The organism is uncultured Bradyrhizobium sp., from assembly GCF_947648125.1.
In the GTDB taxonomy this organism is placed as follows: Bacteria; Pseudomonadota; Alphaproteobacteria; order Rhizobiales; family Xanthobacteraceae; genus Bradyrhizobium.
The window spans coordinates 38,362-52,750 of record NZ_CANSMR010000001.1 but is presented as its reverse complement, the minus strand read 5'-3'; the positions used below and the strand labels follow the sequence as shown (position 1 = coordinate 52,750).

Genomic DNA, 14,389 nt, shown 5'->3' with positions numbered 1-14,389 from the left:
TCAGCCAATCGCGGAAGGCCAATGATTGTTCGACAAGCCGCTAATGTACTGGAAATACTTGAGTATTTCGCACGAACGAAACGGCCGGCGACGCTGGCCGAGTTGGCGAGCCATTTCGGCTGGCCACGTTCCAGCACCTTCAATCTTCTGACCACCCTCACGGAGAAGGGCTACCTCTACGAGCCGCGCCCGCGTGCCGGCTACTACCCCACCCCGCGCTGGCTCGCTGTCGCTCGCCAAGTGTCGGAGGTCGAGCCCCTGCCTGCCTGGACACACGCTCTGATTGCGGACCTTTCGGTTGAAACCGGCGAAACGGCGGCGATCGCCGCACCCTCGGGCACCATGGCGATGTTCATCGACGTCGTGGAATCGAACGCGCCAATCCGCTACTTCGCCCAGATAGGTCATCGCATTCCGATTCACGCCACGTCGAGCGGGCGGGCATTGCTGCTGCTGTATTCTCAAGATGAGCGCGACGCGCTTTATCGCAAGATCGAATTCAAGCAATATGGACCGTCGACGCCCATCAGCATCGAAGCCGTCGAGTCCGAACTACGTGCCTCGATGGATCGCGGCTATTGTCAAAGCCTCTCAGACTACAGCCGCGATCTTGCAGGTGTCGCGATTCCACTTCCGATCGGAGATCGTCGTCTGTCTGTCGTCGTCGCGGGGCCAGAGTTTCGTATCGGAAACAAAACCCCCGAGATTGCCGCGACCCTCAAGAAATTCGTGGAGCACCACCGTCCGAAGTCAGGCTAAAGCGTGATGAAGTTAGGTTCGTCTATACCCTGAGTTTGCGAGGTAGTTGGCGCATTCCTCGGGCGTGAAGAGCTGCAGCGCCTCGCCGATTGCGCGGCAAACAGCTTCACGGTTCGAGCGGCGACGATCTTCGAGTTTCTTGGTGGAGATACTCACCGCAGATTGAGTCGACCCTAAACCGAAGTTTCCATCTGCATTTCGCGTAAGAGATTGGTTCGGCTCGACAATTTTGCGACAGGGCTTTTCGGCTGTTGGCTTTCTTCCGAGAGCGAAGCCGCGCAGGGCGCGCTCTGTTCCTTGCGGACCCGTCATCGCTGTTCAGCGCGCAGAATCCTCGAGAATCATCGATTCGTCGATATGACGCCGCCTACCGCAAAGTGCTCCATTTCGAAAACGGGCTCCTCGACAACTTGGCTGAGCGGTTTTTGGTCAACTCTCGAACTTCGCCTCTCGCTTTTCGAGAAAGGCACCGATACCTTCCTGTGCGTCTCGATGCATGAACAGAAATGGAAAGCCATCGATCGCGTGCCGCATCTCATCGCCGCCGAGACCGCGGTTGTAAAACGATTTTGCCATCTGCACCGCAAGCTTTGGTTTCGATGCAATTCGTTCGGCAAATTCCAGGGCGGCGGCGAGAAGATCACCATGGGGAACCACACGTAGTACGAGGCCTAGTCTGAATGCCTCATCCGCGCTGATTGGATCGCCGAGGATACTCATCTCCTTTGCTTTGGCGCGGCCAATCATATCGTGCAGACGCACAATCGCAAAACCGGGCAGTAGTCCGAGCTTGATCTCTGGCACCGCAAAGCGTGCGCGATCAGATGCGATGATAAAGTCCGAAGCGATCGCGAGTTCAAAGCCACCGCCGAACGCAATACCATTGACGGCGGAAATCACGGGTTTGCGGCAATTCTCCGGCGCAGCTAATACCCCTAAAGCCTCGATCATAAATTTTCGTACTTTGTCAGGATCAAAGTTGAAGCCGCTGATATCGGCGCCAGCGCAAAATGCCTTGTCCCCGTTGCCGGTGATGATGGCGACGCGGACATTGTCGTCTTCATCCACTTTCTTCAGGCCATCGAGAACACCCTCACGGATGCCTGTGCTGAGCGCGTTAAGCTTGCCCGGTTCGTCCAGCGTAAGGATCGCGATCTTCCCTTTGGTTTCATAGTTGACACTGCCTAGTCTCATCGCAGTCTCCTTACACTATGGCAAGATCGCTTTAGCGAAACGCGCTGAAATCCGGTCTGCGTTTCTCGAGGAACGCATTGGCGCCTTCCTGCTGTTCTTGTGTCGTGAAATAGGCAGGTGCTACCTCGCGTACGAGGTCATCCATATCGCGCTCCATGATTGGCGCCATGTGATAGTAGAATGAGCGCTTGAGAATCTTCAGGCAAGTGGGGCTTAAAGCTAGGAGTTCGTCGCAATATTTCCTAACCTCGACGTCGAGTTCGCCCATCGGAACGACGGAATTAGCTAGCCCCCAGTCGAGGGCTTGTTTGGCAGTGTAGCGTCGCGCCAGCATCCAGAGTTCGCGCGCGCGCTTATGACCGAGCACATTGGCGCTGTGCGAGACGATGTAGCCTCCCGCCGGAGAGCCAACACGTGGGCCATTCTGGCCGAAAATCGCATGCTCTGCCGCGATGGTGAAATCGCAGAAATAGGCGATGTGATGTCCGCCGCCAATCGCGTAACCGTTAACACGCGCGATCACGGGCTTTGGACATTCGACAATATGGCGGTTGAAGTTGAATTTCAACCCTTCGAGCCCGCTCTTGCCACCAGCGTCCTTCTCCCAGTTGACGTCACCGCCGACGCAGAACGCGCGCTCGCCGGAGCCGGTGAGGACGATGACGCCAACTTTCTTGTCTGCGGTTGCCTCGAGAATCAACCGCTCCATCTCTACGATGTTATCGCCGGTAAAGGCATTGAGGGTCTTTGGCCGGTTGATTGTGATGGTGGCGACGTAGTCCTTGACGCCGTACATGATCTCTTTTTCGGACACGATGGAACTCCATTTTGTTTTGACGAATTGATAGCCGAACTCAGCCGATCATGGTGTATCCGCCTGACACCGACAGGACCTGGCCGGTGACGTGACCTGCGGCGGCGGACGACAGGAACACTACGGCGTTGGCAATATCATTCGGGCGACCGAGTTTGCGCAGCGGCAGCGCCTTGGCAACTTTCTCGAATTGCTCCGCCGTGAACATTGAATCTGGTTTTGTCCACATGCTATTGGCGCCAACCTCTTCCGTAGCCACGGGAACAGTGACGCCAGGACAAACGACATTGCAGCGGATGCCATAGCGGCCGTTCTCTTTGGCAATGGTCTTCATGAAAGAATTGACGGCAGCCTTAACTCCACCATAGACCGCCTCACGGGGCTCACCCGATCGGCTTGCGTCAGAACTTATCGACACGATAGCGCCGGTGCTCTTCGGAATCATGATATCGAGCGCACATTTGGTGCAGTTAAGCACGCCAACATAATTGATCTGGATGATCTTCTGCCAGAACTCGGGCGTCGTCTGAGTGAAGAACATCAACTGATCCCAACCAACGTTGTTGACCAGCACATCAACCGTGCCATGCTTGTCAATCGCGGCCTTGAACATAGTCTTCACCTGATCAAAATCGGTCACGTCGGTCCTGATTACCTGAACGCTCGCAGCGCCATTCTTCCGCGCAAGGTCGGCAACTTTTTCAGCCTGCGCCTGGTCGAGATCGCCAACTGTGATGTTGGCGCCCTCAGCCGCAAACGCTAGCACAATCGCCCGGCCGATGTTGGAGCCGCCGCCAGTGACGACGACCGATTTTCCCTTCAGATTGAGATCCATATTCGTCACTCCCCGTTTTGCATTTGAGTTTTCGATTGCTTGCTCATGCTCCACTACCGCTACAACCGCGTTGCGCTAGACAGTCGCGCCGCTTGGCAAACCTGGCGCACGTTGTACGTGCCGCCTACGAGCCGGAAAAAAAATCGAAGGACGGCGAGCCAAGATCGAGCAGGCCGTCGATGCGTCACGCGGCGACGGTCTGGTTGAGTTCCTTGCATCTGGTGAGGACGTGAGGGCTCGTCTGTTCGCGCCACAAGATGTGCTCCGTTGCGTAGCGAGGCTGGTAGATATTCCGCTCACCGCGATCGGAGACTGGGTTGCTGGCGCCAAATCTGTCTTTGCCGGACTAACGCCGTTGACGTGCGGAACCCGTGGCCAGTCAGTGACCTCGGCGATAAGATAAGGAAAGACAAGATCAATCGTCGCGCCGCAAGACAAACGCCTTTCGCGGTAGTTTTCTGCACCCGCATCCTTGCGCTTAATCGAGATCGAAAAGTTATACATCAGCGCTCGCGCGAAACTGCTCAACTGAGGGAACGACTCTCGCCAACGTTATCCGAGCCTTTTCGCGTCTTCCCACCACGGTAAACTCCCCGAACCTTGGCTCTTCGTTTGCAACGGTGGCCATAACCCAAGAACTCGCAGCGCCCAACGTCGGCTTTCTAACACATGTTCGAATTAATTCATAGCGGATCGCGTCGATGGTACGTCGGAAAGCAGAAGAAATTTGCCGACTATGCCACTCGTCGGCGTCCCGCAGGCTTTCTCCAAGCGGGTTGTTGGCTCGAATTCGATGCGCCGGAGACCCACAATTTCAGTCGATGCTGAGACCCACACTGAGCTCACCGCATTTGGCACGAGATCAATGACGATCCGGCCATCATCGTGAGCGGTGTGGCGAATAACGGTTATGGTTGGCGGTAGGCCTTTGCTGGAATTCTTGCCGACATATCCGCTGCGGGTCCGCGCGCGCCGTCGATGGCATTTTATGCAGCGTGCATCAGCCGAGAACTCACTTTGGAGCGTTGACGATCTCGCGAAGCTTGAACTTCTGCACCTTGCCGCTCGGTGTTTTAGGCAAGGCGTCGAGCACCTCAATGCGTTCTGGCCAGTAGTTCTTGGCCACAGTGTTCTTCGCCATGTAGCCTGACACATCAGTTAAGGTAAGCGAAGCTCCTTCGCGCAGCACCACGCAGGCACAGGCCCTCTCGCCCAAGCGCTCATCCGGCACGCCAACAATCGCGACTTCCTGCACGGCGGGATGGCGATACATCAACTGCTCAATCTCGATTACGGGAACGTTCTCGCCGCCGCGGATGATGATGTCCTTGGTGCGCCCCGTGATACGAATGTAGCCGTCCTCGTCTTTGCGGGCGAGATCTCCTGTCTCAAACCAGCCATCCCGATCGACGGCATAGAGATGCGGCCGCTTGAGATAGCCTACAAAGGTGCCAGGACCTCGCGCTTGTAGCCGGCCCTCTTCGTTGTGAGGCAGGACCTTTCCCCCTTCATCGACGGTCCTGACTTCCATGCCCTGGCTTGGGCAACCATCGGTCTCGAAGACTTTTTGGGGCGGATCATCAAGCTTAGTGGTCGTCACCAGCCCGTTTTCCGTCATGCCCCATCCCGAAATGATGTGCGCGCCAAGATTCTCGGTTGCCCGGCGTACCAGAACGCGAGGAATCGGTGCGCCTGCTGAAACAAAAGTCCGCAAGGACTTCATTGCCTCGGGTCGGAGTTCGGCCTCCGCGGTCAAATCCGCCAGAAACGGTGTAGACGCCATGGTCATCGTTACACGTTCTGTCTCGATAATGTCTGCGGCCTTGGCTGGATTCCAGATATCCTGAAGAACGACTCGTCCTCCAAGATACAACGGCAGCAGCAAGCCAACGAGAAAACCGGTCTGATGGGCCATTGGCGAGGCCATTAACACGACGTCGTTGGCTGTGAGGTGGACGCGATCCTCGAAATATCGCACGCTATTAAGTAAGGTATTGCTTGTGTGCATCACTCCCTTGGGCTCACCGGTTGTGCCCGACGTATAAAGCAATTGCACGACATCATCGGCCGAGGCAGCGGTCGCTGCCTCAACCCGCTCTCCCGGCGCATTCAGCACTGCCTCGAAGTCGCGATCGTCGCCGGAACCGATGACAACAATGTGCTCAAGTGTGGGCACCTTGACCTTAAGGCGGTCCGCCATTGCGGCGTGATCGAAATCGCGAAATCGCCGTGGAACGATCAGCACGCGCGTCTCGGCCAGAGTTAGCATGAATTCCAATTCGCGATCGCGGAAAATCGGCATGATTGGATTTGTGACCGCGCCGATCCGCAGCAGCGCGAGGTGGAGGGCCACGAATTGCCACCAATTCGGTAACTGATACGACACCACTTCGCCGGGCTTGACACCGAGCCGCAGCAAATTAGCTGCGATTCGGTCGGCAGTTTGCTGCAGTTCGCCGTATGTCAGTAGGGCACGTCGGTTGGTCGCAGCTTCGTAGCCGACAACCGCTATCCGTCCTGGATCATACCTGACCGTCTTGGAAAAAGCGTCAAGCAGCGTCTGATCGCTCCAAAAACCAGCGGCTCGCATCGCTTGCTTGCGCTGTTCTGAAAGAATTTGATCCATCGCCATCCTATGCCTCCCTCAATCATTCTTCTGACGCCAAGTCCGTGATCAGACTGAAGCTGCCATTCTTCGTCATCACCGCCGGGGCCCAGCCCCTCCGACCGATCACGCGTTGCCAAGTTTCTCGCGAAGCCTGTCAGCTGCTTCGGGATTGGCGAGAGCGAAAAGGTCGCAAGCATCCTGGTTCTCGAACACCACTCGCAGCACCTGACGCATGATCTTCATCTTACGCGCTCGCGGTAGATCGTCGACGAACAGTATCTTTTCCGGCCGGAAAAGGCTGCCATGCCGTCGACGATGGTGGACGATAACTCGTTCGCTACTCCCCCGTCGGGGTTTACGCCCGGCATGCTGGCGGTGGTATTCGGGCGCAAACTGTGCGCAGAGCGCCCGCGGCGCGGCGCGCAGATCGTTATGCGTGTCGGGGAGAGATGCCTGCATCCGTTACATCGCCTTGTGCGCTTCGGGGCCGCTGGTCTCCAGGATCTCTTCTTCGGCGCGCTGCCAGATCTCATAGGCTATCGGGTTCTCGCTTTCCTCGAGGATATGGCCCACCAGCCCGATCGCACGCGCCATAACGCCAAAGCCGCGCACGATCTTCCATGGGAAGCCGAATTCGCAGCAGATCGCCCCGATCGCGCCGGTGGCGTTGATCGGCAGCATCTTGCCCGATGCCTTTTCCGCGACGGCTTGGATCTTCTGGATTAGCGCGACATATTCGCCCGACTTGCCGTTCTCGGCGGCGATCTGGAACAGCCGCGGCGCGCGGGGATCGACCGGCTTGTGCACCGGATGGCCCAGGCCCGGCACGATTGTCCTGCGGGATCGGAACGCCTCGACCGTTTGGGCGGCAATGGCGTCGAGATCGGCGCCGGTCCCCAGCTTGTCCTGCGGCAGCGCCTCATACAGCATCTTTGAGGCGCCTTCCATTGAGCCGACGAACACCGTGCCCAGCCCGCAGAGCCCCGCCGCGACGGCGGCCTGAAGCGATTCCGGCGCGCCCATATAGGTCATGCGTGCGGCCAGGGCGGACGGTGTGATGCCATGTTCAACCAGCGTGATGACGATCGCGTTGAACACGCGGCTTTCCTCGGGCGTGGCCTTGCGGCCTGTCAACTGCAGAAACGCCAGATCGCCGAGGTTCATGTGGCCCAGGATTTGGTTGGGCAGGTCCAGTCCGCGCACGCAAATCTTGTCGGGTGTGCTCCAGCCGATATTCGAGGTAATTTTCTGTTTGCGCTTGCTCATCAGACCGGATCCCAGGAAAAGACGTCCGCCGAGACCTCAAGCGGTGTGAAGTGTGACTTGAGCGCGGGAATGGCGCGCTCGGCGATCGCGTCCGCCGTCCAGCCATCGCCGGAATGAACCGAGCGTAGCGGACGCGACTGACTCATGAGAAAGATTTCGTTCATCCGCACGGCGAAGATCTGGCCTGAGACGTCTGCGGCCCTGTCGCTCATCAGGTAGCAAGCCATCGGCGCGACCTTCGCGGGCGTCATCTTCTTTATTTTCTCGACCCTAGCTTCCTGTTCGGGTGTATCAGTTTTGATCGACGAGATCATCCGGCTCCAGGCGAAGGGCGCTATACAGTTCGACCTAATGTTCCACCGCTTGAGGTCCAACGCGGCCGATTTCGAGAATGCCGCGATGCCCAGCTTGGCGGCGGCGTAGTTCGCCTGCGCGTAGTTGCCGATCAGGCCGGAGGTCGAGGTCATATGCACCAGGGCCCCGCCTTCCTTTCGATCGAAGTAGTCGACTGCGGCGCGCGAGGTGTTGAACGCCCCGTAAAGGTGAACCTTCACCACCGCGTCGAAATCCTCGTAGCTCATCTTGTGGAAATAGCCGTCGCGCAAGATTCCCGCATTGTTCACCACCGCGTCGATGCGGCCGAACTCCTTCACGGCGGCCTCGACCATGGCACGGGCGTGGTCCGGCTCGGTTACGCTACCACCATCGGCGATGGCGTGACCGCCGGCGGCCTTGATTTCGTCCACGACCGCTTGAGCGGCGGTGACAGTCTGGCCGATACCCTTCAGTGACGCACCCAAATCGTTGACCACGACCGCCGCCCCTTCGGCCGCCGCCATCAGGGCGATGTCGCGGCCGATCCCGCCCCCCGCGCCGGTGACCAGCACCACCTTTCCATCAAGCGCCTTTCCCAAATCAGACCTCCTCATTGCGACTTGCGAAATTTGTCGAGACCGCCGGAATGCATCACCCGGCCCATCAGAGGCGCACCGATGATCTCTTCGGCCTTGAGCGCGGCGTCGACCAGCTTGTCGAGGTCGATGCCCGTCTCGATGCCCAGCTCCTGACACAGGAACACCGCGTCCTCTGTGCAAACATTGCCTGCCGCACGGGCATGGCCGTGGCCGGCAAAGGGGCAGCCCCCAAGCCCGGCCACCGAGGTTTCGAACATGTCCACACCCATGGTTAGGGCGGCATGCAAATTCGCGATGCCCTGCCCGCGCGTGTCGTGAATGTGCATCCCTATCCGCGCCTCGGGCGCCAGCTCGCGCAGCGCGCCGACCATGCGCTTCACCACTTCGGGGTTGCCCCAACCCATCGTGTCTGCGATTACGAGAATCGGGACCGGGATCTGCTCTTCTTCACAGATATGCAGAACGAAGCGGAAATCCTCCAGCACCCGCTCTTGCGGGATAGGACCTTCGAGATTGCAGCCAAACGCGGTCATCACATAGGCGGCATCGACAGTGAAGCCGGTCTGCTTGTACAGCCGCACCCACTCGCGCTGTCGCTCGCGCATTTCCGCTGAAGAGCAGTTGTTGTTGGACTGCGCGAAGGCCTCGGAGGGATAGAAAAGGAGCCGCGGGTCGATATCAACCTCATGCGCGGTAAGTGCCTTGCGGAATCCCTTCTCGTTCAGCCAGAGCGCGGTGTATTTCACACCCGGCTTGCGCTTGATGCGCTGGAACAACTCGCCCGTATCAGCCATCTGCGGCACGTATCTGGGGCTGACGAAGCTACCCACCTGGATGCGCTTCAGCCCCGTCTCGCTGAGCATGTCGATCAGTTCGATCCGCTGTTCGATCGGGTAGATCTTGCTTTCGATCTGAAAGCCCTCGCGCGGGCCTTCTTCACGAAACTCTACGAACTTGGGAAAATCGGTCATGCGTGTTCCAATTCAGGTTCGATGATCTCGGCAATCGTCTGGCCGCGATCCACCATCATGCCTTTGGAGACCGCAATATTCGCGGCGATGCCGGAGGCAGACGCCTTGATGGAGATCTCGAGCTTCATCGACTCCAGGACCGCTACGACATCGCCTTCCGCTATCGCGTCGCCTTCGGACACTTTGACGTCGACGATCATGCCGGTCAGTGGCGCGAACACAGCCCGGTCCGCGACCGCGTCGGCACCGGCAAAGGCCAGCGGCGGGGTCGGGCGGAAGACAAGTCGGCCCGGCGCGGTGTCGATCTCGATCATCCCGCCATGCAGGCACGCCGTTACCACGCTTACCGTGTTGCCCTGCGCAACGCGCCACCGGCCCGGCGCGATCTCACGGCAGGAGAAAGTGAGGGCGGCACCGTCGCTGCCGTAAACCGTGTAGGTGTCGCCGGAGCGGACCCGGCCGACGCAGAGCTCCTCACGGTTTCCCGCTGCGTCGGTCAGCATCACGCGCGGGCCCGCCTCCATCGCGTCGCCGCCAAGGCCGAGCCGCCAGTTGGTGAAGATGTCGCGGTTTGACCACGGTTCGGCGGCGCCGTCGCCGCGTCCACGGGTGACGAAAAGCACGGCTGCCATGGCCTTCCAGAGCCGGGTGCCCGGCACTTCCGTCGGCGCGGTCAGATCGTCCAGCCGCTCATCGATCCAGCGGGTGTGGACGTTCATTCGCTCGAAATCGGCGTTGCGGGCTAGCGCGGCGAGGAAGGCGCGGTTGGTCTCGACGCCTTCGACCGCGACGTGATCCAGCGCCTGCGCAAGCCGCGCCAGTGCCGTCTCGCGGTCGGGCGCGTGGATGATCAGCTTGGCGATCATCGGATCATAATAGGGGGTGACGGCATCGCCTGCCTCGACGCCGCTGTCGATGCGAAGACCGTCGGGCAGGCTCAGAGTGGTCAGCGAGCCGGTGGACGGAGCGAAGTGCATCGCTGGGTCTTCGGCGTAGAGGCGCGCCTCGATGGCGTGGCCGTCGATCGACAGGTCGTCCTGGGTCAGACCGAGCCCCGCGCCTTCGGCGATGCGCAGGTGCAGCGCCACGAGGTCGAGCCCGGTGATCGCCTCAGTCACGGGGTGTTCGACCTGGATGCGCGGGTTCACCTCGAGGAAGAAGTATTCCTCGCCCGCCACCAGGAACTCCACCGTGCCCAGGCCGCGGTAGTCGAGCGTCTCGCCAAGGCGCACCGCGTCACGGGCGATCGCGTCGAGAAGCTCGCGGGGAAGGCCCCATGCGGGCGCCTCCTCGATCACCTTCTGGTGACGGCGCTGGAGCGTGCAGTCGCGCTCGAACAGATGCACGACATGGCCCTTGCCGTCGCCGGCGATCTGCACCTCTACATGGCGGGCCTCAGGCAGGAACCGTTCCAGCAGGAGACCTTCCGAACCGAAGGTGGACTTCGCCTCGCGCAGCGCTCCCTCAATGTCAGCGGCCAGGGTCTTCTCGTCGATCACGAGCCGCTGCCCGCGTCCGCCGCCGCCGCCCACGGCCTTGAGCAGCACGGGCAGCCCCATCCGGCGCACTTCGGCGGCGATCTTATCGGGATCGGACAGGGCGCCCGCGGCGCCCGAGATCACCGGCACGCTGGCCGCGATGGCGGTATGCTTGGCGCTGGCCTTGTCGCCAAAGCGTTCCAGGGTTTCCGGCGTGGGCCCGATGAAGATCATGCCGGCGGCCTCGACCGCGCGGGCGAATTCGGGGTTCTCGGCGAGGAAGCCGTAGCCGGGATGGACGGCGTCTGCCCCGGCGGCCTTCGCCGCGGCCAGCACAGCGTCGATGCGCAGGTAGCTTTCCGATGCCGGCCCGCCGCCGATGCAGATCGAGCGGCCGATCTCGCGCACGTGGAGCGCGTTGGCATCGGCTTCGGAATGGACCCCGACGGGGATGACGCCGCAGCTCCGCGCGGTACGGGCGATCCGGCAGGCGATTTCGCCGCGATTGGCGATGAGAAGCTTCTTGATCTTCACTACGGCCGCCTCACATCCGAAACACGCCGAAATGGGTTTCAATCTTCGGCCGTCGTGACGTGATGTCGAGCATCAGCGCCATCACCTCGCGCGTCTCTGCTGGTTCGATCACGCTATCGATCCAGAGGTTCGACGCGAAATTGTAGGCGCCCTGGAAATCCTCGTACTCCTTTCGGATCGGCGCCTTGAAGGCTTCTTCCTCCTCCCTCGTCCAGGTCCTGCCCTCGCGCTCGTTGATCTGGGCACGCACCTGGGCCAACACGCTCGCTGCCTGTTCGGGACCCATGATAGCGGCACGACCCGTTGGCCAGGCAAACATCGCGTCAGGCTCGAAGGGGCGGCCCAGCATAGCCAGGTATCCGGCTCCATACGAACCGCCGGTGATGATGGTGAATTTTGGCACCCGAGCGGAGGACATGGCGGTGATCATCTTCGCGCCCGCCTTGGCGATGCCCATCTGCTCCACCTCGCGGCCCACCATGAAGCCATTGACATCAGCCAGGAACAGCAGCGGGATGTCGCGCTGCACGCAGAGATTGATGAAATGCGTGGCCTTCAGCGCCGCTTCGACGAACAGCACGCCGGTATTGGCGAGGATCCCCGCCTCATGCCCGTGAATGCGGCCCCAGCCGGTCATCAAAGTGTCGCCGTAGAGCGGCTTGAACTCATGAAACTCGCTGCCGTCGACTAGCCGCGCGACGATCTCGCGGTTCTCAGTTGGTACTTTAGGATCACGGCTGAGGATGCCGTGGATCTCTTCCACCGGGTAGGCCGGTGGGCGCGGCGGCGCCGGCGTCTTGCACGGGGAGGCCTTCTCGCCCAGGTGCTTGACGATCTCTCGCGTGATGGCGAGCGCGTGGGCGTCGTCCTCGGCCAGATGGTCGGTCACGCCCGAGACCGAGCAGTGCATCTTGGCGCCACCAAGGGTCTCGTTGTCGACCTTCTCGCCAGTTGCGGCGAAGGTGAGTTCCGGCCCGCCAAGATACATAAAGCCTTGGCCGCGCACGATGACCACCTCGTCGCAAAGCGCCGGGATATAGGCGCCGCCGGCGGTGCAGGGTCCCATGACCACGGCGATCTGCGGTACGCCGTCGCCTGACATCCCGACTTGGTTGTGAAATATCGAGCCGAACTGGCCTTCGTCGGGGAAGATGTTCTTCTGATCAGGCAGAAACGCGCCCCCGGAATCGACCAATGTCACCACCGGCAGGCGATTGGCCCAGGCGATCCGCTGGGCACGCACGTGCTTTCGGCAGGTCATGCCAAAATACGTGCCGCCCTTCACGGTGGCGTCGTTGGCGATGATCATGCAGTGGCGACCCTCGATCACGCCGATGCCGGTGATGATCCCCGCGCCGGGCGGCACGCCGTCATATTTGTCGAGGCCGGCCAGTTCGCCGAGCTCTAGAAACGGCATGCCCGGGTCGATCAACCGCTCGACACGTTCGCGCGGCAGGATCTTGCCCTTCTTCACATGGCGTTCCCGTGCGCTTTCCGGCCCGCCGACGCGCTGCCTGCGCCGCAGCGCGTGCAGCTCCGCGACCTTGGCGCGGTAATGCGCATCGTTCGCCCGGAAGTTTTCCGAGCCGGTGTTGATTAGGGATTTCAGCTTTGTCATGGCAGGTCGGGGTACTTTCTCAACACGAAGGCCACCTTGGCCGCGCCCGGCTTTTCGAAGGTGTCGGGATCGACGATCCGGACATCGGCCTTGAAGACCAAAGCGTCGCGCATGCGCTGCTCGATCTTCTTCTTGAGAGTCGGATCGCCCTCGGGCTTGCGAGCGGGGCCGCGCTCGACGATGATTTTCAGCGGCTCCTGCGTGGTGTGGCCCTCGAAATCGGCCACCACACGCATCACGCCGTTCGTTTCTGGCACCATCTCATTGACAACGCTGTTGATCGCCGAGGGGAAGACGTTGGCCCCACGCACGATCAGCATGTCGTCGGTGCGCCCGGTGCAGCGGATCTTCGGGCCCGTCCGGCCGCAGGAGCAGGTCGTGCCGAGCACTTCGATGAAATCGCCAGACCGAAACCGCACCAGCGGGCTCGCGCGACGACCGAGTGCGGTATAGATCATCTCACCCTTGGCGCCGTCCTCCCAGGCAAGGATCTCACCTGTATCGGGGTGAAGCAGCTCGGTGATGATGTAATCCATGTTGACCATGTGCATACCCGACTGCTCGTCGCATTCGGCCCAGTAGGTCACGCCCAGATCAGTGCCGCCGAGCATTTCGGTGCATTTCGCACCCCACAGTTTTTCGATTTTGGTGCGGATCGCCGGAATCCCGCCGCCCGGCTCGCCGCCGACGACGACTCGTTCCACGCCCAGTCTGCTCGCTGGGGCGCCCAGCATCTCTTCGGCCTTTTCGGCTAAGTGGATCACGAAATTCGGCGCTCCGGCAATGCAGCGCGGGCGTATGTCGGCACAGGCGCGCAAGAGCCGGTCGACGCCGCCATCGGCCCCGATGGGCACGTCTATGGCGCCCATATATTGCAGTCCCTGCATCAACGGGATGCCGCCGACAAAACCCTTGGCGAGCGAGAAAGCGTGAAGCACCATGTCGCCGGGCCGCACGCCGTTGGCGAAGAAGCATCGAGCGCTCATCTCGTGCCACATCTCGGCATCGGATTCTGTTAGCGCTACGTAAGATGGGCTGCCGGTCGTACCTGACGAGGCTTGCATCTGGGTGATGTCGGCCACGGGCGCGGCGCGATGGCGACCGAAAGGTGGCTCGGCCGACAGGCTTTCTCGAATCTCGGTCTTGTAAGTAAAGGGAAGCTTTTGCAGATCCTCAATGGTGCGAATTTCATCGAATTCGACGCCAGCCTCGGCGAATTTATCCTGGTAGAAGGACGAGTTGGCCTTGAGATAGGCCATCTGCTCCACCAGCTTCCGTTCCTGTATCTTTCGTACTTCGTCGAGCGGCATTCCCTCGACATCATGCCAGAAACGGGCATTCACTTTCATTCCGGCATCGGCGCGGCGAAACCGCATTCCGAACTCCATGACGTTCTCC

Annotated in this window: 12 protein-coding genes; 1 reads left to right on the top strand and 11 read right to left on the bottom strand. The window is 60.5% G+C overall.

The window, feature by feature from the left end; genetic code table 11:
- Window positions 1–21: 21 nt before the first annotated feature.
- On the top strand, window positions 22–759 hold the full coding sequence (locus Q0030_RS00245) for an IclR family transcriptional regulator (RefSeq protein WP_298361779.1): 738 nt from the start codon (window positions 22–24) through the stop codon (window positions 757–759).
- Window positions 760–1,188: 429 nt separating this feature from the next.
- On the opposite strand, the gene Q0030_RS00240 is transcribed toward Q0030_RS00245, so the two are convergent.
- The 11 genes from Q0030_RS00240 to Q0030_RS00190 form a co-directional block, all read right to left on the bottom strand.
- A complete protein-coding gene (locus Q0030_RS00240) occupies window positions 1,189–1,953 on the bottom strand; it encodes an enoyl-CoA hydratase/isomerase family protein (protein WP_298361776.1) in 765 nt (254 codons plus the stop codon).
- Between the two features lie 31 nt (window positions 1,954–1,984).
- Entirely contained in the window at window positions 1,985–2,767 is a 783-nt protein-coding gene (locus Q0030_RS00235; RefSeq protein ID WP_298361773.1) for an enoyl-CoA hydratase-related protein, read from the bottom strand.
- Between the two features lie 40 nt (window positions 2,768–2,807).
- Window positions 2,808–3,602 (bottom strand): SDR family oxidoreductase, encoded by a 795-nt coding sequence (locus Q0030_RS00230; protein ID WP_298361770.1) that lies wholly within the window; start codon window positions 3,600–3,602, stop codon window positions 2,808–2,810.
- A 1,012-nt stretch (window positions 3,603–4,614) separates the two neighbouring features.
- Window positions 4,615–6,234 (bottom strand): AMP-binding protein, encoded by a 1,620-nt coding sequence (locus Q0030_RS00225; RefSeq protein ID WP_298361767.1) that lies wholly within the window; start codon window positions 6,232–6,234, stop codon window positions 4,615–4,617.
- A 99-nt stretch (window positions 6,235–6,333) separates the two neighbouring features.
- The gene (locus Q0030_RS00220) at window positions 6,334–6,669 is read right to left on the bottom strand and encodes a hypothetical protein (protein WP_298361765.1); all 336 of its coding nucleotides are present in this window, start codon (window positions 6,667–6,669) and stop codon (window positions 6,334–6,336) included.
- Between the two features lie 3 nt (window positions 6,670–6,672).
- On the bottom strand, window positions 6,673–7,476 hold the full coding sequence (locus Q0030_RS00215) for a citryl-CoA lyase (RefSeq protein WP_298361762.1): 804 nt from the start codon (window positions 7,474–7,476) through the stop codon (window positions 6,673–6,675).
- Entirely contained in the window at window positions 7,476–8,390 is a 915-nt protein-coding gene (locus tag Q0030_RS00210; RefSeq protein WP_298361760.1) for an SDR family NAD(P)-dependent oxidoreductase, read from the bottom strand. The genes Q0030_RS00215 and Q0030_RS00210 overlap by 1 nt, the downstream gene beginning before the upstream one ends.
- 11 nt (window positions 8,391–8,401) lie before the next feature.
- A complete protein-coding gene (locus Q0030_RS00205) occupies window positions 8,402–9,361 on the bottom strand; it encodes a hydroxymethylglutaryl-CoA lyase (RefSeq protein ID WP_298361757.1) in 960 nt (319 codons plus the stop codon).
- Window positions 9,358–11,373: a biotin carboxylase N-terminal domain-containing protein gene (locus Q0030_RS00200; protein ID WP_298361754.1), complete on the bottom strand. Its 2,016-nt coding sequence runs from the start codon at window positions 11,371–11,373 to the stop codon at window positions 9,358–9,360. Before Q0030_RS00200 ends, Q0030_RS00205 begins: the two co-directional genes overlap by 4 nt.
- 10 nt (window positions 11,374–11,383) lie before the next feature.
- Window positions 11,384–12,991, bottom strand: coding sequence for a carboxyl transferase domain-containing protein (locus Q0030_RS00195; RefSeq protein WP_298361752.1), 1,608 nt, complete (start codon window positions 12,989–12,991; stop codon window positions 11,384–11,386).
- Entirely contained in the window at window positions 12,988–14,379 is a 1,392-nt protein-coding gene (locus Q0030_RS00190) for a phenylacetate--CoA ligase family protein (protein ID WP_298361749.1), read from the bottom strand. The genes Q0030_RS00195 and Q0030_RS00190 overlap by 4 nt, the downstream gene beginning before the upstream one ends.
- Window positions 14,380–14,389: the final 10 nt, after the last annotated feature.

Bases quoted from the DNA above. Each gene is read 5' to 3' on its own strand.
- Q0030_RS00245 (WP_298361779.1), top strand. From the start codon at position 22: ATGATTGTTCGACAAGCCGCTAATGTACTGGAAATACTTGAGTATTTC.
- Q0030_RS00240 (WP_298361776.1), bottom strand. From the start codon at position 1,953: ATGAGACTAGGCAGTGTCAACTATGAAACCAAAGGGAAGATCGCGATC.
- Q0030_RS00230 (WP_298361770.1), bottom strand. From the start codon at position 3,602: ATGGATCTCAATCTGAAGGGAAAATCGGTCGTCGTCACTGGCGGCGGC.
- Q0030_RS00225 (WP_298361767.1), bottom strand. From the start codon at position 6,234: ATGGCGATGGATCAAATTCTTTCAGAACAGCGCAAGCAAGCGATGCGA.
- Q0030_RS00220 (WP_298361765.1), bottom strand. From the start codon at position 6,669: ATGCAGGCATCTCTCCCCGACACGCATAACGATCTGCGCGCCGCGCCG.
- Q0030_RS00215 (WP_298361762.1), bottom strand. From the start codon at position 7,476: ATGAGCAAGCGCAAACAGAAAATTACCTCGAATATCGGCTGGAGCACA.
- Q0030_RS00205 (WP_298361757.1), bottom strand. From the start codon at position 9,361: ATGACCGATTTTCCCAAGTTCGTAGAGTTTCGTGAAGAAGGCCCGCGC.
- Q0030_RS00195 (WP_298361752.1), bottom strand. From the start codon at position 12,991: ATGACAAAGCTGAAATCCCTAATCAACACCGGCTCGGAAAACTTCCGG.
- Q0030_RS00190 (WP_298361749.1), bottom strand. From the start codon at position 14,379: ATGGAGTTCGGAATGCGGTTTCGCCGCGCCGATGCCGGAATGAAAGTG.